This window comes from Streptomyces sp. NPDC060028, from assembly GCF_042736725.1.
Taxonomy (GTDB): domain Bacteria; phylum Actinomycetota; class Actinomycetes; order Streptomycetales; family Streptomycetaceae; genus Streptomyces.
On sequence record NZ_JBHWVJ010000006.1, the window covers coordinates 1 to 19,358 of the forward strand.

20 protein-coding genes and 1 pseudogene are annotated in these 19,358 nt (G+C 73.1%); 11 read left to right on the plus strand and 10 right to left on the minus strand.

Annotation, left to right across the window (positions count from 1 at the left end; all coding sequences use genetic code 11):
* Positions 1-206 (minus strand): annotated as a pseudogene (locus tag ACFWBF_RS04945) (hypothetical protein); the annotation flags it as partial.
* A complete protein-coding gene (locus ACFWBF_RS04950; RefSeq protein ID WP_385595286.1) occupies positions 203-1,345 on the minus strand; it encodes an LLM class flavin-dependent oxidoreductase in 1,143 nt (380 codons plus the stop codon). The gene ACFWBF_RS04950 and the pseudogene ACFWBF_RS04945, both read right to left, overlap by 4 nt.
* Positions 1,346-1,394: 49 nt before the next feature.
* On the opposite strand from ACFWBF_RS04950, the gene ACFWBF_RS04955 reads away from it, so the two are divergent.
* Both ACFWBF_RS04955 and ACFWBF_RS04960 read left to right on the plus strand, forming a co-directional pair.
* A complete protein-coding gene (locus ACFWBF_RS04955; RefSeq protein WP_385595291.1) occupies positions 1,395-2,084 on the plus strand; it encodes a helix-turn-helix transcriptional regulator in 690 nt (229 codons plus the stop codon).
* A 191-nt stretch (positions 2,085-2,275) separates the two neighbouring features.
* Positions 2,276-2,968: a glycerophosphodiester phosphodiesterase gene (locus ACFWBF_RS04960; RefSeq protein ID WP_385595294.1), complete on the plus strand. Its 693-nt coding sequence runs from the start codon at positions 2,276-2,278 to the stop codon at positions 2,966-2,968.
* Between the two features lie 10 nt (positions 2,969-2,978).
* Here ACFWBF_RS04960 and ACFWBF_RS04965 read toward each other — a convergent pair whose 3' ends face one another.
* A complete protein-coding gene (locus ACFWBF_RS04965) occupies positions 2,979-3,518 on the minus strand; it encodes a GNAT family N-acetyltransferase (protein ID WP_385595297.1) in 540 nt (179 codons plus the stop codon).
* Between the two features lie 146 nt (positions 3,519-3,664).
* Between ACFWBF_RS04965 and ACFWBF_RS04970 the strand changes: the two genes are divergently transcribed.
* The 4 genes from ACFWBF_RS04970 (at position 3,665) to ACFWBF_RS04985 (ending at position 6,311) form a co-directional block, all read left to right on the plus strand.
* Positions 3,665-4,216: a DUF5134 domain-containing protein gene (locus tag ACFWBF_RS04970; protein WP_385595300.1), complete on the plus strand. Its 552-nt coding sequence runs from the start codon at positions 3,665-3,667 to the stop codon at positions 4,214-4,216.
* A gap of 89 nt (positions 4,217-4,305) precedes the next feature.
* Entirely contained in the window at positions 4,306-5,244 is a 939-nt protein-coding gene (locus tag ACFWBF_RS04975; protein WP_385595303.1) for a M56 family metallopeptidase, read from the plus strand.
* Between the two features lie 53 nt (positions 5,245-5,297).
* Positions 5,298-5,549 carry a hypothetical protein gene (locus ACFWBF_RS04980; protein ID WP_385595307.1) on the plus strand — a complete coding sequence of 84 codons (252 nt, stop codon included), beginning with the start codon at positions 5,298-5,300 and terminating at the stop codon, positions 5,547-5,549.
* A gap of 138 nt (positions 5,550-5,687) precedes the next feature.
* On the plus strand, positions 5,688-6,311 hold the full coding sequence (locus tag ACFWBF_RS04985; protein ID WP_385595310.1) for a TetR/AcrR family transcriptional regulator: 624 nt from the start codon (positions 5,688-5,690) through the stop codon (positions 6,309-6,311).
* Between the two features lie 32 nt (positions 6,312-6,343).
* On the opposite strand, the gene ACFWBF_RS04990 is transcribed toward ACFWBF_RS04985, so the two are convergent.
* Positions 6,344-7,840: an LVIVD repeat-containing protein gene (locus tag ACFWBF_RS04990; RefSeq protein ID WP_385595313.1), complete on the minus strand. Its 1,497-nt coding sequence runs from the start codon at positions 7,838-7,840 to the stop codon at positions 6,344-6,346.
* A 107-nt stretch (positions 7,841-7,947) separates the two neighbouring features.
* Between ACFWBF_RS04990 and ACFWBF_RS04995 the strand changes: the two genes are divergently transcribed.
* Both ACFWBF_RS04995 and ACFWBF_RS05000 read left to right on the plus strand, forming a co-directional pair.
* A complete protein-coding gene (locus ACFWBF_RS04995) occupies positions 7,948-8,580 on the plus strand; it encodes a DUF305 domain-containing protein (RefSeq protein WP_385595316.1) in 633 nt (210 codons plus the stop codon).
* Positions 8,581-8,632: 52 nt separating this feature from the next.
* The gene (locus ACFWBF_RS05000) at positions 8,633-9,991 is read left to right on the plus strand and encodes an FAD-dependent oxidoreductase (RefSeq protein WP_385595319.1); all 1,359 of its coding nucleotides are present in this window, start codon (positions 8,633-8,635) and stop codon (positions 9,989-9,991) included.
* Here the strand turns inward: ACFWBF_RS05000 and ACFWBF_RS05005 are convergent, their stop codons facing one another.
* Together ACFWBF_RS05005 and ACFWBF_RS05010 are read right to left on the minus strand one after the other, a co-directional pair.
* Positions 9,992-10,339, minus strand: coding sequence for an ArsR/SmtB family transcription factor (locus tag ACFWBF_RS05005; RefSeq protein ID WP_385595323.1), 348 nt, complete (start codon positions 10,337-10,339; stop codon positions 9,992-9,994). It lies immediately after the preceding gene.
* A 125-nt stretch (positions 10,340-10,464) separates the two neighbouring features.
* A complete protein-coding gene (locus ACFWBF_RS05010) occupies positions 10,465-11,565 on the minus strand; it encodes an NADH:flavin oxidoreductase/NADH oxidase (RefSeq protein ID WP_385595328.1) in 1,101 nt (366 codons plus the stop codon).
* A gap of 200 nt (positions 11,566-11,765) precedes the next feature.
* On the opposite strand from ACFWBF_RS05010, the gene ACFWBF_RS05015 reads away from it, so the two are divergent.
* From ACFWBF_RS05015 to ACFWBF_RS05025, 3 genes are all read left to right on the plus strand, one after another.
* A complete protein-coding gene (locus ACFWBF_RS05015) occupies positions 11,766-12,857 on the plus strand; it encodes a WD40/YVTN/BNR-like repeat-containing protein (protein WP_385595331.1) in 1,092 nt (363 codons plus the stop codon).
* An 11-nt stretch (positions 12,858-12,868) separates the two neighbouring features.
* Positions 12,869-13,555, plus strand: a complete 687-nt coding sequence (locus tag ACFWBF_RS05020; protein WP_385595334.1) for a uracil-DNA glycosylase — start codon at positions 12,869-12,871, stop codon at positions 13,553-13,555.
* A gap of 121 nt (positions 13,556-13,676) precedes the next feature.
* The gene (locus ACFWBF_RS05025) at positions 13,677-14,591 is read left to right on the plus strand and encodes a sirohydrochlorin chelatase (RefSeq protein ID WP_385595336.1); all 915 of its coding nucleotides are present in this window, start codon (positions 13,677-13,679) and stop codon (positions 14,589-14,591) included.
* Positions 14,592-14,675: 84 nt separating this feature from the next.
* Here ACFWBF_RS05025 and ACFWBF_RS05030 read toward each other — a convergent pair whose 3' ends face one another.
* The 4 genes from ACFWBF_RS05030 to ACFWBF_RS05045 form a co-directional block, all read right to left on the minus strand.
* The gene (locus ACFWBF_RS05030) at positions 14,676-15,743 is read right to left on the minus strand and encodes a lactonase family protein (protein WP_385595339.1); all 1,068 of its coding nucleotides are present in this window, start codon (positions 15,741-15,743) and stop codon (positions 14,676-14,678) included.
* 55 nt (positions 15,744-15,798) lie between these two features.
* A complete protein-coding gene (locus ACFWBF_RS05035) occupies positions 15,799-16,947 on the minus strand; it encodes a nitric oxide synthase oxygenase (protein ID WP_385595342.1) in 1,149 nt (382 codons plus the stop codon).
* 221 nt (positions 16,948-17,168) lie between these two features.
* Positions 17,169-18,662, minus strand: coding sequence for an FUSC family protein (locus tag ACFWBF_RS05040; RefSeq protein ID WP_385595718.1), 1,494 nt, complete (start codon positions 18,660-18,662; stop codon positions 17,169-17,171).
* 267 nt (positions 18,663-18,929) lie between these two features.
* Positions 18,930-19,358: a universal stress protein gene (locus ACFWBF_RS05045; RefSeq protein WP_385595345.1), complete on the minus strand. Its 429-nt coding sequence runs from the start codon at positions 19,356-19,358 to the stop codon at positions 18,930-18,932.

Sequence of the window (19,358 nt, forward strand, 5' to 3'; positions counted from 1 at the left end):
GCCGCGCCCGCGGCCGCGGCCGCGACCCCGGCGGCGAGGATCCGGCGGGCCTCGACGGCATCGGTGACGGTCCCGCCGAGATCGGGGAACCGGGCGGCCATCGCATCGACGTACGGCCGGGCGGCAGGATCGAGCCGGTCCGCGGGATCGAGCCGGTCCGCGGGGGCGGTCGGCGCGGCGGGCGCGGGCCGCTCGTCGGCGCTCACGCGTCCCCGCCCCCCGTCCGCCGGTCCGCGAAGTGCGGGATGACCTTCTCGCCCCACTGCCGCAGGGTCTCCAGACAGGCCTCCTGCGGCACGGTGCCCATCTGGATCAGGCACATGATCTCGTCGGCCCCCGCCTCCCGGAGCCTCTCGACGTAGGCGATGGCGTCGTCCGCGCTGCCGTACGCGTGGTCGGCGTTGAAGGTGGCCGTGGACGTGGGCCGGACCGGTATGTCCTGTTCGTTCAGCCGGGCCACCACCTGCTCGGCGGCCCTGCGCATGTCCGCCGCCTCGTCGGCGCCCTCGACCACCGCCTCGTCCGGGACGCCGGCGCCGCCGTACCAATGGCCGATCGACTGGGCGAAGAACCGCTGCCCCCGGGTGCCGATCCGGCGCGCCTCCTGCGGATCGTCGAGCACGATCGTCGGACACAGGACCGAGAAGTGGTCGTTGACGACGGTGGACACGAAGCGGCTCCCGTCCCGCCCGGCGATCGCGGCGTCGTAGACGGACCGCATCGCCGCGATCGACTCGGGTCCGGCGAAGCCCATCACCAGCGCCCCGATCCCCAGTTCCGCCGCCTGCACCAACGTCTCGCCCCGGCTGCACGCCAGGAACAGCGGCGGATGCGGGCGCTGCCGCGGACGCGGCAGGATCGGGTGCGGATCGATGTCGATCAGCTCCCCGTGGTACTCCAGCTCCTCCTCCTGCCAGGCCTTCCCGATGATCCGCAGCGCCTCCTCGACCTCCGCCGCCGTGCGGTCCCGGTCGACCCCGCACAGCGAGGTCTCCTGCACGGTGCCCCCGCGTCCGGCGCCCAGGTCCAAGCGCCCGCCGGACAGCAGGTCGAGCATCGCGGCCCTCTCGGCGACCCGGACCGGGTGGTTGAAGTTGAAGGGCATGCACACGACTCCGTGCCCGATGCGTATGGTGTCCGTCCGGGCCGCCACCCAGGTCAGGAAGATCTCGGGAGCACTCATGTGGGCGTACCACTTCAGCGAGTGGTGCTCGACCGCCCAGATCCGGTCGAATCCCATCCGCTCCGCGAGCACCGCCTGCTCGACGCAGTCGCGGATCACCTGATGCTCCCGTTCCACCGTCGGGTCTGCCAGCTGAGCTTCGAAGATCACGGAGAACTTCACGATGCCTCCAGGGTTGCGTCCCGTGCCCGCTCTTACTTCAATTAGGAATATGACTAGTAGTCAGACGTCGAAGAAGCAAGAGAAGCAGCAGGAGAAGAGGCGGGAGGACTTGCCGCCGACCGCGTGGGCGGTGCTCGGCCTGCTGTCCTTCCCCGGGGAACGGACGGGGTACGAGCTGAAGAAGTGGGCCGACGCCTCACTTCGCTTCTTCTACTGGTCGCCCGCCATCAGCCAGATCTACGCCGAACTGCGCCGCCTGGAGGAACTGGGTTACGCGGCCTCCGCGCGCTCGGGGCCCGAGGAGGCGCGGGCCAAGCGCCGCTACGCCATCACCGAGGCCGGACGCGCGGCGCTGGCCGGCTGGGCCCGCGACACCGCCGAGGCCGGGCCCCCGGTGCTCAAGCACGGGCTGCTGCTGCGCGTCTGGCTCGGGCACCTGGCCGAGCCGGAGCGGCTGCGCACGATGGTGGAGGAGCACCTGGAGCGCACGCGGGGCGAACTGGCCGCCGTACGGGAGGCCATGGAGCACGCGGGCGAGGTGCCGCAGTGGGCCTTCCCGGCGCTGGCGCTGCGCTGGAGCGAGCGCCAGCACCTGGCGGAGCTGGAGCTGGGCGAGGCACTGCTCGCGGACCTCGCGCACCTCGCCGCCGATCTGGCCGCCGGGGCCGGTCCGGCGGCGCCCGGCGGGGCCTTCGGCCCGGGCCGTCAAGGCGATGGGGACGCGCCCACGCCCGGGTGACACCGCGACACCGCGACGGCACCCGCCGCGGGCCCAAGGCCCGGACGGACAACGGCCGCAGGGTGTGTGCGGGCCGCTGCACGGGCGGTCCCATCGCACCCGTGGCGCACTAGCATGCGTCCTCACCGCGCGCGGCCGGTAGGGACACCGCGACCGCGCGGGGAGCCGCCGTCGACGGAAGCGAGAGAACCTTGACTTTCCTCACCATCGGTCACCGCGGGGTCATGGGTGTCGAACCGGAGAACACCCTGCGGTCCTTCGTCCGCGCGGAACGCTCCGGCATGGACGTCATCGCGCTGGATCTGCGACTCAGCAAGGACGGCGCCCTGGTCGTCCTGCACGACGCCGAGGTGGACCGGACCACCGACGGCTCGGGAGCCGTCGCCGACCTGACCCTGGCCGAGCTGCGCGAGCTGGACGCCGGTGGCGGCCAGCACGTGCCGGTCCTGGAGGAAGCCCTGGACGCGGTCCGGGCCCCGCTCCAGGTGTCGGTCCGGGACCAAGCCGCCGCCGGGGTTCTCGCGCAACTGCTGACGAGCCGGGACCTGACCGCGCGGGTGGAGGTGGCCTCCTTCGACGACGCGGTGCTGGGCGAGGTGGCCCGGCTGGTGCCCGGCGTACGGACCAGCCTGTACGCGGAACGGCCCGAGGCCGCCCGCGGGACCCTGGTGGACCGGGCGCGGGCCGTCCGTGCCGAGACGGTCGCCCTGAACATCCGCCAGGTCAGCCTGGAGGCCGTGGAGGAGGCCCACGCGGCCGGGCTGCGGGTGACCGGCTGGACGGTCAACACCCTGGATCAGCTGCGGCTGGCGCGGGCACTCGAACTGGACGGCGTGGTCACCGACTTCCCGGAGATCCGCAGCACGGGCCGCTTCACCGCCTGACGAAGTCCGCCTACAGCGGCTTGACCAGCAGCTCGAAGGCCAGGTCTGCGCGGAGCGGGACGCCGAAGCGCTCGTCTCCGTAGGGGAAGGGGCTCATCTCTCCGGTGCGCCGGTAGCCGCGGCGCACGTAGTAGGCGATGAGCTCCTCGCGTACGTTCACCACCGTCATCCGCATCTCCTTGGCGTCCCACTGCTCCCGGGCGCGGCGCTCGGCCTCGGCGAGGATCTCCTTGCCGAGTCCGCCGCCCTGGAGCCCCGGGCGGACCGCGAACATCCCGAAGTAGACGTGGTCCCCGCGGTGTTCGAGCTGGCAGCAGGCCACGAGCTCGCCCCCGCGCTCGACGACGAGGAGGATGCCGTCCGGGGTCTCGATGACCCGGCGGACGCCGTCCTCGTCGGTGCGCTGCCCCTCCAGGTAGTCCGCCTCGGTGGTCCAGCCGCCACGGCTGGCCTCACCCCGGTACGCCGATTCGACGAGCGCCACGAGTTCCGGCACGTCGGACTCGACGGCGCTGCGGAAGCTCAGGGTGTGGGATTCGGCGGTCGACATCGGATGGCTCCGTTCTCTGCTTGGCATATGACATGCCCGGTCCGGCACGCAGAGCCTATCCCTGTCCGGCGTGCGGACCTCCCCGCCCGGGCATCTCTTCCGGTGACGCCGACGAACCGGGAGGTTCCGCCGTGCACGGTCCCGCGATGTCCCTCTCCTCCTCCGTCTCCGCCTGGCTGCTGGTCCTGCTGTGCGCGGGGAGCGGTGCGTACTGCCTGGGACGGGTGCACAGACCGGGCAGCGCGTCGCGCGGCGGATCGGCGGCCGCCGGGGAGGCGCTGATGGGGTTCGGGATGGCGCTGATGGCGCTGCCGCTCGGGACCGGCGGGGGCTGGCAGGCGCCCGTCCTGTCGGCGGTCTTCTGCGCGGCCGCCCTGCACTCGGTGTGGCTGCTGCGGGCCGGGGCGCACCACACCCACCACCTCGTGGGCTCGCTGACGATGGTCTACATGGCCCTGGCCGCCGGCTCCGGTCCGGGACACGGGCACGGGCACGCAGGGACGGCCGGACTGCCGCTGCTGACCGGGCTGCTGCTCGTCTACTACGCCGGGTACGTGGTGTTCGGCGGGGCCCGGTTGGTCACGGTGGGCGCGGGGGGCGGCAGCGCGGGCGGCGGGCAGGGCGGGAGCACCGAATTGATCCGGGCCTGCCGGCTGGCGATGGGGACGGGGATGCTGGCGATGCTGCTGGCCATGTGACGCCGGGAGGGGGCGGTGGCGAAGTGTGCTGCGTCACCAATCGCCCGGACCATACCCCCAGGTAGCCGGGCGCTCATAAGGTGGGGAACATGATGGTCCCCGCAGCACTCCTGCTGCTCGGCGCCCTGACCGCGATGCTCGCCCCCCGTCTGCTGGCGCGGGCCCGGTGGCCCGAGCGTGAACCGGTCGTCGCCCTGTGGGTGTGGCAGTGCGTGGTGGGCGCGGTACTGCTGTGCTTCGCGCTGTCGATGCTGCTGAGCGCGGCCGCCGCCTGGCAGGCGGTACGGGGCCGGCTGTTCGCCGCCGCCCCGACCGGCGTGGTCGACGCCTACGCTCTGGGCTCCGCGGGCGGCGCCTGGGCCGTCGGCACCGCGCTCGCGCTGGCCGGCTGCGGACTGTGGACCGGCGCGATGCTGACCCGGGAGGTCCTGCGGGCCCGCGCCCGGCGGCGCGCACAGGGCGCGGAACTGCTGCTGCGGGCACCGCTGTTGCCCGGGGAGGACCCCGCGGGCGTACGGCTCGTCGTACTGGAGGGGCAGCGGCCGGCCAGCTGGTGGCTGCCCGGAGCCGCTCCTCGGCTGGTGGTCACGACCGCGGCGCTGGGCCGGCTCAAGGGCAGCCAGCTGGATGCCGTGTTGGCGCACGAGCAGGGGCACGCGGCGGCGCGGCACGACTGGCTGCTGCACTGCTCGCGGGCGCTGTCCGGCGGGTTCCCGCAGGTGCCGGTGTTCGCGGCGTTCGAGGAGGAGATGCACCGGCTGGTGGAGCTGGCCGCGGACGACGTGGCCTCGCGGCGGTTCGGGCGGCTCACGGTCGCGCTGGCGCTGGTCGGGCTGAACGAGGACAGCGGGGTGTTCGGGCCGTACTCGACCCCACAGGCGCACGTCCCGCAGCGGGTCCGGCGGCTGCTGTCGGCGGCGCCCCGACTGTCCGCGGGGCGCAGGGTGCAGCTGACGGCGCTGGCCACGCTGGTGCCCGCGGTGCCGCTGCTGGTGGCTTTCGTGCCGGCGCTGAGCACTCTGGCGTAAGCGCGCGGTCCGGCCCGGATGCGGCCGGGCCGATCCGGCAGCAGGCTGGGGGCATGGATCATGCGCCGATCGTCGTGCACCGGATCTCCGCGTCGGGCGGCCGGCGGGTCACCATCCGCGTGCAGGGGACGGAGACCCCTCTCGGCGTCGCCCATTCGGATGCGGACGTGATCGAGTTCCTGCGCCGCATCGAGGTGCCGGAGCCGGACGAGGTGGTCCTCGGCGACGAGTCCGCGCTGATCGAGTGGCAGGGCGACACGCCACACCAGTACGAGCCAGAGCCGCCGACGCTGGACCTGCCCTGACCTGAAGTTCCGCATGCGCGGATGTCGTGCGGATGTAGTGCGGATGTGCCTGCTCTGGGCGATCCCCCGCGTCGCCCAGAGCAGACGGCCCCGCGCGCTGAGTATATTGGCTGGAAGCCAGTCAACGCAGGAGTAAGCATGTCCCCGCGCAGCGCATCGGTCAATGAAGAATTGCGCAGACGTTCCCGCGAGCGGCTGCTCCAGGCCACGGTCGATCTCGTCGGCGAACGCGGCTACGAGTCCACGACGCTCGGCGACATCGCCGACCGGGCGGGGGCGGCGCGCGGCCTGGTCTCGTACTACTTCCCGGGCAAGCGGCACCTGCTCCAGTCGGCGGTGCACCGGCTGATGCACCTCACCCTGGAGGCGGCGCTGGAGCACGAGCCGTGCAGCGACGACGGCCGCGAGCGGCTCGCCCGCGCCATCGACGCGATCCTGGGACTGGCCCGCGACCACCCGCTGCTGATGCGCACGCACATGGCGGGCATCCTGCAGGCCGAGGGCTTCGTGCAGTGCCCCGAGCAGCAGCGGCTCGCCGAGCTGCTGCGGGACACCGTCACCCGGTACGGCTCACCGGACGTGGACACCGACTACCCGCTGCTGCGGGCGCTGCTGATGGGCGCGGTGGTCGCGGTCCTGCTGCCGGGCGCGCCGATGCCGGGGCCACGGCTGCGGGCCGAGTTGTTCCAGCGTTACGGGCTGGACTGGGAGCTCGGTGTCCCGCCGGACGGCGGACCGCCCGACGGAACGTTTCCGCGTTGACGACCGGCCTGGCCGGCCGCTGACCGCTGCCGCTACCGGTACTCGGGCTGGCTCTGCACGTTCAGCCGGTCCAGCCACACCCCCTTCGCGCTCTCGGTGCGCCAGTCGTCGAGCCGCAGCACGTCGAGGCCCTTGGTGATGTCGTTCGAGTAGATGTGCCCGTTGTAGTAGTACGCCGACCAGGAGCCTCCGACCTGCAGCGTGTCCGTGCTGAGCGGGCCGCGTTCGAAGTAGCCGATCTCCTTGGGCTTGGCGGAGTCGGTGAAGTCCCACACCGAGACGCCGCCCTGGTACCAGGCCTGCACCATGATGTCGCGGCCGCCGCCGACCGGGATCAGCGAGCCGTTGTGGGCCACGCAGTTCTCGGTGTCGGCCTGGTGGCGCGGGATCTTGAAGTAGCCGCGGAAGACGAGCTTGCGCTGGTCGCCCCGGCCGGTGATGTCGTAGATCCCGTCGGCTCCCCGGTTCGGGCCGGTGGCCTCGTTGCAGGTGGCGCCGCCCCCGCCGCCGAGCTCGTCGGTGAACACCACCTTGTTCGCCTGCTCGTTGAAGGTGGCCGAGTGCCAGAACGCGAAGTTCACGTTGTCCTGCACCCGGTCGATCACCCGCGGCTGCTCGGGCTTGCTGATGTCGAAGAGGATGCCGTCACCCATGCAGGCGCCGGCGGCCAGGTTCTTGGACGGCAGCACCGTGATGTCGTGGCAGCCGGTGGTCTTGGAGACGCCCGGGTTCGTCGGCCCGCCGGGGTTGCCGCCGTCCGGGAAGAGGATCGGGAAGGAGACGACCGCGGCCTGGGTCGGCGCCTTCTTCGGGACCTTGATCACCGAAATGCCGTCGTGCGGCGGCTGGCAGTCGGGGAACGCCTCGCTCGGCGAGTACGAGGACACGTAGAGGTAGACGTCCCCGCGGTCGCCCGGCACCAGGGTGTGGGTGTGCGAACCGCAGTTGGTCTCGACGGACTTGATGTACTTGGGGTTCTTCTTGTCCTTGATGTCGAAGATCTTGATGCCCTCCCACGAGGACTTCTCCGTGGCGGGCTGCGAGACGCTGTTGCAGGAGTCGTCGCTGCGCGAGGAGTCGGTGGAGAGGAAGAGCAGGTCCCCCTGGACGGAAATGTCGTTCTGGCCGCCCGGGCAGAGCACCTGGGAGACCGTCTTGGGGGCCTTCGGATTGCCGATGTCGTAGATGGTGAACCCCGAGTAGTTGCCCGCGTAGGCGTACTTGCCCTGGAAGGCCAGGTCGGAGTTGATGCCGGTGGGGTCGGAACTGGGGATGTTGGCCAGCTGCTTGATGTTCCGGCTGTGGACGATCTCGTCCTGGCCGGGGATCTCGCCGGGCGCGAGTTCCCGGCCGTCCGAGGCGGCGTTCGCGCTCTGGCGGGAGCCGGCGCCGCCGGGTGTTAAGTCCCCCGGATCCGGGCTCGCCGATGCCGGGCCCGCGGCGAGGAGCGTGGCGAGGAGTCCGGTCACCGCGAAGGCGGCTCCCGCCAGACTCCGGGTACCCGCTCTGCTGGTGCGCAACGAGGTCATTGTGCCTCCCATGGGAGTCCTGTCGGGTTCCGCTCGGGATGGGAACGGAACCAGGACCCCGGCAGTATCTTCCTTTCATGGACATGGCAAAAGGCTTACTCCGTCGAATGGCCGGGGCGACCCTGGCCGCTTCCTTGCTCCTCGCCCTCGCCGGCTGCGAGGAGGAAGGCGGGAAGAACGGGACGAAAGACGGCGCCGCCTCGGTGATCGCACCGGGCAGGCCGGGCGAGAAGTCCCGCACCCTCTCCCCCGAACAGGCCGCGAAAGAACGGCCCGACGACAGCCCCAACGCGGCCGACCAGACGTACGTACGGAACATGGTCGAGCACCACCGCCAGGCCCTGGAGATGAGCGCGCTGGCGCCGGACCGGGCCTCGGCCGAGGGGGTCAGGCGCGTCGCCGAGCGGATCACGGCCGCCCAGCAGCCCGAGATCGGCGCGATGGAGCGGTGGCTGGGGCGCTACCCGGCGCCCGCAGGCACCGGGACCGGCGGCCCCGAGCACGACCACGGCGCGATGCCGGGCATGGCGACGCGGCAGCAGCTCGACGAGCTGGCGGCGGCCAGGGGAACGGACTTCGACCGGCTCTTCCTGCGGCTGATGACCGCCCACCACGAGGGCGCGCTGAAGATGGCCGGCGAGGCGCTGTCCGGCGGCAACAACGTCGCGGTCGAGGAGATGGCCAACGAGGTCGTGGCCACCCAGAGCGCCGAGATCCACCGAATGCGCGCGATGAGCTGACGCCGCGGGTGCCCGGTGTCATGCTGGGAGCACCTGCGGGAGGAGCTCCGCCGTGCTTCGTATCGCCGTCGTCGGATCGGGCCCCAGCGGGGTCTACGCCGCGCAGACACTGGTCCAGCAGCGTGAGGTCCCGGGCGTGCGCGTCGACGTGCTCGACCGGCTGCCGGCACCGTACGGGCTCGTGCGGTACGGGGTGGCCCCCGACCACGAGAAGATCAAGTCCCTGCAGGGCAGCCTGCGCACGGTGCTGGAGGACGAGCGGATCCGCTTCCTCGGGAACGTCGAGGTCGGCGGACCGCAGCTGCCGACCGACCGGCTCCTGGAGCTGTACCACGCGGTGGTGTACTGCGTGGGCGCCGCCCGGGACCGGCTGCTGGGGATTCCGGGCGAGGAACTGGCCGGGGTGCACTCCGCGACCGCCTTCGTGGCCTGGTACAGCGGCCACCCGGACGCGGCGGCCGAGGCCTTCGACCTACCCGGGGTGGACGCGGCGATCGTGGTCGGGGCGGGCAATGTCGCCGTGGACGTGACGCGGATCCTGGCCCGCGGCGTACCGGAGCTGGCGCCGACGGACATGCCGCACGCGGCCCTCGGTGCGCTCGGCGCCAGCGGGGTGCGCGAGGTGTGCATGGTGGCCCGGCGCGGTCCCTCCCAGGGCAAGTTCACCACCAAGGAGCTGCGCGAGCTGGGCACGATGCCGGGCGTGGACGCCGTGGCGGACCCCGCGGAGCTGGCCCTCGACCCCGCCTATGCCGACCCGGGCGCGGCCCTGCCCGCGGTGAACCGGCGCAATGTGGAGGTGCTGCGCGGCTGGGCCGCCGAGCCCCCGCGGGGCGGCGAGCGGCGGATCGCGCTGCGGTTCTTCCTGCGCCCGGTGGAGGTGCTCGGCGGGCCTGACGGCCGCGTGAGGGCGGTGCGGTTCGAGCGGACGGTCCCCGACGGCCGCGGCGGGGTCACCGGGACGGGCGCCTACGAGGACATCCCGGCGCAGCTGGTCCTGCGTTCGGTGGGGTACCAGGGCGTCCCGCTGCCGGGCCTGCCGTTCAACGAGGCCACCGGTACGGTCCCGCACGCGGCGGGGCGGGTCGTGCGCGCGGGCCGCGCCTCGGTCGGGGAGTACGTGGCGGGCTGGATCAAGCGAGGACCGACGGGGGTGATCGGCACCAACCGGCCCTGCGCCAAGGAGACGGCCTCCTCGCTGCTCCAGGACGCGGGGGAACTGGCCCGGCGCGCGCTGCCGCAAGATCCGCTGGAGGCGCTGCGGGAGGCGGGGCTGCGGCCGGTGGAGTGGCCGGGCTGGCTGGCCATCGAGGCGGCGGAGGTGGAGCTGGGGCAGTCGCTGGGCCGCCGCTCCGTGAAGATCCCGGACTGGAAGGGCCTGCTGGGCGCGGCCGCCGGCCGGACCGGCTGATCAGCCGACGAGCCGCGTCTCCTCGGCGGCGGCCGCCGTCAGGACGCTGTCCAGGAGCCCGGGGAACAGCTCCTCCAGTTCGGTGCGGCGCAGCCCGTTCAGCTTGGTGGTGCCGCGGTAGCACTGGCGTACGACACCGCTCTCGCGCAGGACCCGGAAGTGGTGCGTGGTCGTGGACTTGGTGACCGGGAGCTCGAAGTACGAGCAGGCCAGCTCGGCGTCCGTGGCCGCGAGGTCGCGGACGATGGACAGCCGGACCGGGTCGGAGAGGGCGTGCAGGACGCCTTCGAGCCGGATCTCGGCGGCCTCGGGGTGGGCGAGGGCGCGGGCCGCGTCACGTTCCGCCATGTCCGTGCTCCACTCGCTGGGGTGATCCGGGGTCGGGGTCCATCGTACGAGAACCGTCGTAGCACCGGGGGCTGCGCCGGGGCGGAAGGTGCGGCGCGGGGTGTGGGCTCCGCGCCGCACCCGGTTCACCAGGAGCGGTGGTACTGGTCGGGCGTACGGATCTCGGCGCCGAGCTCGGCGGCCGCGCGCCGGGCCCAGTACGGGTCGCGCAGCAGCTCCCGGCCCAGCAGGACGGCGTCGGCCTCACCGTTGGCCAGGATCTTCTCGGCCTGCTCCGGTTCGGTGATCAGACCCACGGCGGCGACGGGGAGGCCGGTCTCGGCCTTGACGCGGGCCGCGAAGGGCACCTGGTAGCCGGGGCCGACGGGGATGCTCACGCCGGGCGCGAGGCCCCCGGTGGAGACGTCGAGCAGGTCCACGCCGTGCTCCTGGAGCAGCGCGGCCAGCCGGACGGTGTCGTCGGCGGTCCAGCCGTCCTCCTCCAGCCAGTCGGTGGCGGAGATCCGGAAGAACAGCGGGAGTTCCCCGGGCCACACGGCTCGTACGGCGTCGACGACTTCGAGGGCGAGGCGGGTGCGGTTCTCGAAGGAGCCGCCGTACGCGTCGGTGCGCTTGTTGCTGTGCGGGGAGAGGAACTGGCCGATCAGGTATCCGTGGGCGCCGTGGATCTCCACGACCTGGTACCCGGCGGCGAGCGAGCGCCGGGCGGCGGCCGCGAACTGCTCCACGACCTCCCGGATCTCCCGGGCCGTCAGCTCGTGCGGGACCGGGTGCCCCTCGGCGAACGGCACGGCACTCGGGGCGCTCGGCTGCCAGCCGTGCGCGTCGGGTCCGACGGGGCGCCCGCCCTTCCAGGTGCGGTCGGTGGAGGCCTTGCGGCCGGCATGGGCGAGCTGGATGCCGGGGACGGCGCCCTGCGCCTTGACGAAGGAGGTGATCCGGCGCAGCGCCTCGACCTGGGTGTCGTTCCAGATGCCGAGGTCGTACGGCGAGATCCGCCCCTCCGGGGCGACGGCCGTGGCCTCCTGGATGATCAGGCCGGTGCCGCCGGCGGCGCGGGCCGCGTAGTGCGCGAAGTGCCAGTCGTGGGCCACTCCGGCGTCCGGGCCGAAGGCCTCGGCGCTGTACTGGCACATCGCGGCCATCCACACCCGGTTCGGGATGGTGACCGAGCGGATGGTCCACGGCTGGAACAGGGCGGCGAAGGCAGCGGGGGCAGCGCTCATGAGGGCTCTCCAGAGGTGACCGGACGCACCGGGGACCGGCGACTAAGTACGAGAGTCACCGTACTACGAAATCCCTCGTAGTACGAGACCTCCCGTACAACCGGTCGGCCGCGCGCGCGGCGACCGGCCGCTGTCAGTGGCCGGGTGCAGACTGGCGGAAACGCTGCCATGCAGGACAACGACGTCCGGAGGTGTCGGCCATGACCGACGTAGTGCTGCTCGCCGGAACCCGCAAGGGATTGTTCATCGGCCGCCGGAGTGACGGCGGCCCGTGGGAGTTCGACGGGCCCCACTTCAACGCCCAGGCCGTCTACGCGGTCGCCATCGACCGGCGCGGTCCCGCGCCCCGGCTGCTGGTCGGCGGGGACAGCTCGCACTGGGGGCCGTCCGTGTTCAGCTCCGACGACCTGGGCGCGACCTGGCGGGAACCCGCCGCGGCCGCGGTGAAGTTCCCCAAGGACACCGGCGCCTCACTGGAGCGGGTCTGGCAGCTGCATCCGGCCGGCCCCGAGGCCCCCGACGTCGTCTACGCGGGGACGGAGCCGGCCGCACTGTTCCGCTCGGCCGACCGCGGCGAGTCCTTCGAGCTGGTGCGGCCGCTGTGGGAACACCCGACCCGGTCGGGATGGGTGCCGGGCGGCGGTGGCGAGGGCCTGCACACGGTGATCACCGACCCGGCCGACCCGGACGCGATCACCGTGGCGGTCTCCACCGCCGGGGTCTTCCGGACCCGGGACGGCGGGGCGAGCTGGGCCCCGTCCAATGACGGGGTCTCGGCCGTGTTCCTGCCGGATCCGCATCCCGAGTTCGGGCAGTGCGTGCACAAGATCGCACAGGACGCCGGGAACACCGGCCGGCTGTACCTGCAGAACCACTGGGGCGTGTACCGCAGCGACGACGCCGGGGCCCGCTGGAGCGACATCGGCGCGGGGCTGCCCTCGGACTTCGGCTTCGCGGTGGCCGCCCATCCGCACCGGCCCGACACCGCCTACGTCTTCCCGCTCAATGCCGACTCCGACCGGGTCCCGGCGGGCCACCGCTGCCGCGTCTTTCGCACCCGGGACGCGGGAGCCACCTGGGAACCCCTGACGAAGGGCCTCCCCGCCGGTGACCACTACGGCACGGTGCTGCGCGACGCGCTCTGCACCGACGACGCGGACCCGGCGGGGATCTACTTCGGCAACCGCAACGGCGAGCTCTACGCCAGCCAGGACGACGGCGACAGCTGGCAGTTGCTGGCCGGGCACCTGCCGGACGTGCTGTGCGTGCGGGCGGCCTTGATCGGCCAGTAGAGTGACCCGACGTGGCAGCACGACCGTTGAACGAGATCGTCGAGCCGGGCTGGGCCCGTGCTCTGGAGCCGGTGGCGGGGCAGATCGCCGCGATGGGCGACTTCCTGCGCGCCGAGATCGCGGCGGGGAGAACGTACCTGCCGGCCGGGGTGAATGTGCTGCGCGCCTTCCAGCAGCCCTTCGACGAGGTCCGGGTGCTGATCGTCGGCCAGGATCCGTACCCCACCCCGGGCCACGCGATGGGCCTCTCCTTCTCGGTGGCGCCCGACGTCCGCCCGGTGCCGCCCAGTCTGGACAACATCTTCCGCGAGCTCCACGCCGACCTCGCGATGCCCCGCCCCGACAACGGAGACCTGACCCCGTGGGCCCGGCAGGGCGTCCTGCTGCTCAACCGCTCGCTGACCACCGCCCCGCGCAAGCCCAACGCCCACCGGGGCAAGGGCTGGGAGGCCGTCACCGAGCAGGCGATCCGGGCGCTCGCGGCGCGCGGCAAGCCGCTGGTTTCGGTGCTGTGGGGCCGCGAGGCCCGCAATCTGCGGCCGCTGCTGGGGGACTTGCCGGCCGTGGAGTCCGTCCACCCCTCCCCCATGTCCGCCGACAACGGGTTCTTCGGCTCCAGGCCGTTCAGCCGGACCAACGACCTGCTGGCACGGCAGGGAGCCCAGCCGGTGGACTGGCGGCTGCCGTCCTCCGGTTGACCGGGCAGTTGAACGATTGGTTGAACCGTATATGACATTCAACGGATAAATACGGACAGATGCCGCCCGATTAGGCCCTGCCCGAACACCCCGTTCCGATAAGCCAGTAGCATGCGGCGCCATGAGCTCCCCCACTGGGCCCGCAAATGGCCTGCCCGTACGAATGCCGCGACCCCGCCAGACCGGACGGCACCGCCGGCCCGAGCCCGCGGTGGCGCCCGAGGGCGCGCCCGCGCTGGTGCTCGCCGTGCCCGGTGCCCCTTCGGCCGCCTCGCGGGGGCTCGCGGACGAGATCATCAGCATCGGCCGCTCCGAGCTGCCGGGCCTTGACGCCCGCGTCGGTTTCCTCGACGGTGACGACGCCACCGAATTCCCGTCCCTGTCGGGCGTGCTGACCGCCGTCGCGCAGGAGCGTGTCGCGCGCGCGGAGTTCGCCCGCGCCGCCGGGCACGAGGTGCCCAGGCCGACCGGCCCCGACGCCGTGGTCGTTCCGCTGCTGGCCGGCCCCGACGGGGGCCTGCTGCGCCGCATGCGCCAGGCCCTGATGGACTCCTCGGCCGCCGCCGAGCTGGCCGACGTACTCGGTCCGCACCCGCTGCTGGCCGAGGGCCTGCACGTGCGGCTGTCCGAGGCGGGCCTGTCCCGCGCCGACCGGGCCCGGCTCTTCTCGGTGACCACGGCCGCCGACGGCATCATCCTGGCCACCACCGGCGGCGAAGAGGCCGTGAAGGCCGCCGGGATCACCGGCATGCTGCTGGCCGCCCGCCTCGCGGTTCCCGTGATGGCGGCCGCGCTGGACGAGGAGGGCTCGGTGGCCGCGACGGCCGAGCAACTGCGCCGCGAGGGCTCCACGCAGCTCGCGCTGGCCCCGTACCTGATCGGCCCGGAGGCCGCCGACGGCCTGCTGGACACCGCGTGCAAGGAGGCCGACTGCGCCACCGCCGAGGTGCTGGGCGCGTACTCGGCGCTCGGCAAGCTCGCCGTCACGCAGTACTCCGCCGCGCTCGGCCTCGCGCCGAGCGCCGCCGCCCACTGACCCGCCCCGTGCGCGACGAGGGCCCGTACCCCGGGATTGCGGGGGTACGGGCCCTCGCGCGTACGGGCCTGGGAGCGGGTCGGGTCAGCCGAAGACCACGCACGTGGCGGCGGGCACCGCGACCGAGCCCGCCCGGCGCGGCTGCCCGGTCAGCGGGTCGACGTCGAACCAGGTGACGTCACCGGAGCGCTCGTTCGCCGCGTACAGCCGGCGCCCGGAGGGGTCGGCCGCGAGGTCGCGCGGCCAGCTGCCGCCGCACGGCACGGTGCCGGTGAGCTGCGGCTTCTCGGCGCCGCCGGCCAGGGAGAAGGTCGCGATGACGTCGGCTCCGCGCACGGCCGCCCAGACGAACCGGCCGTCGGGCGAGGCCACGATCGCCGAGGGGTAGGCCCGTACGCCGCCTGGAGCGCCCGCGGAGGCGACCGGAACCTCGCCGACCGGTTCCAGTTGCCCGGACTGCGCGTTCCACCGGCAGACGGTCAGCTGCGGCTCCAGCTCGTGCAGGACGTAGGCCACCTCGCCTCCCGGGTGGAAGACGAGGTGCCGGGGGCCGGTCCCGGCGCGCAGCACGGTCTCGGAGTGCACCCGCAGGCTCCCGGTGGCCGGGTCGGGCGCGCAGATCCGTACCGAGTCGGTGCCGAGGTCCGTGCTGAGCACCCAGCGGCCGCTCGGGTCGGGCAGCACCTGGTGGGCGTGCGGCCCCTCCTGCCGGCCGGCGTCGGGGCCGGAGCCCCGGTGGGCGAGCACGGAGGCGGGACCCGCGATCGCGCCGTCGGCGGCGAGCGGAAGGCTGCTGACGCTGCCGGAGGTGTAGTTGGCGGCCAGCAGCCGGCGCCCGGCCACGCTGAGATGGGTGGGCCCGGATCCGCCGACGCGCACGGCCGGCCCGAGGGCGGTCAGCCCGTCGGCGGTGGTCTCGAAGGCGCCGACCGCGCCCCGTTCGGTCTCGCTCACCGCGTAGAGCACGCCGGTGCGCCGGTCGTGGGCGAGGTAGGAGGGGTCCGCGAGGACGTCGGTGGCCGTGAGCGTGGTGAGCGCTCCGGTGAGCGGATCCACGGCCGCGGTGGTGACACCGCGGCCGCCCCCCGAGGTGAACGAGCCGATCCAGGCCCGGTGTCCGCCGCTGTGGTCCGTACTGTTCGCGCCGCCCACGGGATCGCCCTCTCCGCCGTTCCGGATCCGTCCGGAGCGACGGTAACAGAAGGGTCTAGACCAAATCCCGCCCTTGGGCCCTTTCCTGCGCGCCGTCGTGGTGCACGTAGGCGGTCGCGCTCGGCCGGTCCTCGTACGTGCGGTGGAAGACCGGGGTTGCCGATCCCGAGATCGGGGGCACGATCCAGGACCAGTCGGCGCCCACGTCGCGCCCCTTGCGCTCCTCCTTCTCCAGATGGGTCAGGAAGCGGCGGGATTCGGTGTGGTGGTCGGCGATGGTGACGCCGGCCCGGTCGAAGGAGTGCAGCACGGCGCGGTTGAGCTCGACGAGCGCGCGGTCCTTCCAGAGCGAGCGGTCGCTGGTGGTGTCGAGGCCGAGCCTGCGGGCGACGGCGGGCAGGAGGTTGTAGCGGTCGGTGTCGGCGAGGTTGCGTGCGCCGATCTCGGTGCCCATGTACCAGCCGTTGAAGGGGGCCGCCGGGTAGTGGATGCCGCCGATCTCCAGGCACATGTTCGAGATCGCGGGTACGGCGTGCCAGCGCAGCCCCCAGTCCGCCCAGCCGCCCCCGCCCGCGTCGGCGTCGGGGTGCTCGATCGGCACCTCCAGCACGGCGTCCGCGGGGGTGTCGAACCAGCGGGGCTTGTCGTCCACGCCCTGGACCACGAGCGGGAGGAGGTCGAAGGGGGTGCCGGCGCCGCCCGTCCAGCCGAGCCGCAGCAGGGCCTCGGTGAGCGGCGCGTTGCGGGCATCGCCGACGGTTATGGACGGGTGGTCTCCGTAGCCCGCGTACCGGACGAGCTGTTCGCTCCAGATCAACGGGCCGGGGCGGTCCGGGGTGTCGGGCGCGAAGACCGTGATCGTGGGGCGGACGCGGCCGCCGTTGGTCGCCTCGCGCAGGTGCTCGAAGCACTCGTCTGCGATCCGGTCGGCGTCGGTGAGCTCGCGGCGGTCGCGCACCCTCAGCGAGTTCCAGTACAGCCTGCCTATGCACCGGTTACTGTTCCGCCAGGCCACTCGGGCCCCATGGGCCAGCTCCTGCGGCGTGTGCCGGTAGGTGCCGGTCTCCGCGAGCTCGGTCCGTACGGCGGCGAGCCTGGCACGCGGATCACCGGAGTCCGGATGCTCCCGATGGAACATCCGGATGAACTCCTCGGCCGCTTCCCACACCTGAGCGGTGGTGGAGCGCTGTTGAAGTATTTCCATTCCGGGCCGTTACCCCCTGTCCTACCAGATCCACCCTGTACATGCCGGATGAATGTGCAATGAACAATCACCCGTTGTACATGCCGCAGGTCAACGCCGTACGACAGGAGCGTGGGGAACACTCGTCCGAGTGATCTTCATCGATGGGGCTGCGGGAGGGGGCTGACACGCCGTAATATCCGCCCACTGCCCGGGCCCTGCCGCAGGGGTCGCCCGCGCGGTCAGGCGCTGATGACCAGCGGGGAGCGCGGGTGGGTCCGCAGCGGGCCGTGCAGGGCCGCCAAGGCGTGCTCCAGGCCGTGCAGATGGACGAGGGCGGGCTCGGCGGCGGCCGGGCGGGGTGCCGCCGGAGCGGCGAGTTCCGCGGCACTGTCCGGGGCCGTCAGGGCTTCCACGGCCGCCTCCACGCGCCAGCAGGCCGCGGCCAGTCGCGCGTCGTGCGAGGCCTGCGGGTCGGCGGCGACGGCAACCAGCCCGCGCACCTCCCGGGCGCAGTCGTCGAGCAGCGCCAGGACCTGCCGGGCCCTGGCCTTGCGGGCGCGCAGGGGGCTCAGCGGGTGGACGAGGGGCGCGAGCGCCATCCGTACCCGGCCCAGCAGCAGTTCGAGCTCGGCGGCGTGCGGGCCCGGATCGGCCGCCGGGTCCCCGGCCAGCCGGTCGAGGGAGGCGGCGGTGGAGGCCCGTACGCAGTGCAGGGCGCGCTGGATCCAGGCGTCGTTGGCGGCGTGGGTGGTCACGGGGAGGACGAGGACGACCGCGAGGGCCGCGCCCAGCGCGCCGACCGCGGTCTCCTCGAAGCGCAGGAGCAGCAACCCGGGGTGGAGCACGCCGAGGAGCCCGTAGAGCAGGCCCGCCATCACGGTGACGAAGAACATCATCCAGGAGTAGGAGGGGGCGGCGGTGTAGAAGATGCCGAAGACGCATACGGCGACCAGTGCGGCCGTGGGCGCGGGGGCGCCGTGCAGCGGGACGGCGACCAGCAGTCCGGCGGCGATGCCGACGACGGTGCCGAGGACTCGGCGGAAGCCGCGTACCAGTGTCTCGCCGCGCGAGGCGGTGTTGACGAAGATCCACCACGCGGTGCCGACGGCCCAGTACCAGCGGTCCTCGGACAGCACCTGACCGATGCCGAGCGCGAAGGCGCAGGCGGCCGTGGCCTGGAAGGCCTGGCGGGTGGTGGGGCGGGCGAGCCCGGTTCCGGGCAGCGGGGGCGGGGCGGCGGCGGGCGGGGTGCGCCGCTCGATGGGCCACAGCCCGAAGCGGACCGCGCCGGCGGACAGCAGCGCCAGCCCGACGGCCGCGTACAGCTCGGGCAGCTGCGCGGGGACGGCGTGCAGGAACTGGGTGACGAAGAACATCATGAAGCCGAAGATCCCGAGGGCGTGCCCGCGCGGTCCGAAGCGGCGGGCGTGGACCCCGGCGAAGACGACGGCCAGGAAGGCGGCGTCGCGGGCGAGGGGCACCCCGTGCAGGGTGGTGGCCAGCGCGAGGACGGGGAAGCCGGCGACGGGCAGCAGCGCGGTGGTGACCCGCTGGGCGCTCAAGGTCGAGTCGAGCACCGTGAAGAGCGCGAGCAGGGCCGTCAGGCCGCCGGTGATGGAAGCGGTCAGGGACAGGCCGCACAGCTCCGCCACGGCCACGGCGGCGGCCACGCCGATCACTGCGCGCAGCGAGTTCCTGAGTCTCATACGCCCCGGATCCGGAGCCACGAACATCCTCTTCACGGCGGTGTGCCGCCCCCCTTGCGATGGCGCACGCGGGCCCGCGTCCGCCCGGGGTGGTGGGCGGGGTACGGGCACAGCGAAGGCGCCGCGCTCCGGACCGGCGTCGTTGCCGTCCGGCGCCGCGCGGCGCCGTAAGTACTTGGATAGGGCACAGATAAGCACCCGGGGGCCCACTGGCTCAAGTCATGGGCTTGACACTGGGCCATTGGTACAGCCAGGCAGGCTTTCTGTCGGCCAGATGGATGCCAACGGACCGACCTACGGTTGATCCGCGTCGCCCGTCGGAACGCACAGCACCGGCACCGGTGACAGGTGCAGGAGCTTGTGGGGGGTGGATCCGAGGAGGGCGCCGCGGATCGGGCTGTCGCCCCAGCTGCCGACGATGATCACGCGGGCCCGGTGCCGCTCGGCCGCGTCCAGCAGGGCCTGGGCGGGTTTCTCGTCGACCACCTCGACCGTGGAGGGGACACCCGCCTCGTCGGCCGCCGTCACGGCGCGGGCGAGCGCGCTGCGGCCGGCCTCGCGAACGGCCTCGCGGTGGGCGCGGGACTCCTCCCCGGTCGCTCCGGGGGCCGCCGCGCCGTAGACGAGCACCAGCGGCTCGCCGAAGGCGGCGGCCACCTCCAGCGCCACGTGCAGGGCGCGCTCCGCGCCGGGCGACTCGTCGTACCCGAGGACGACGGACAT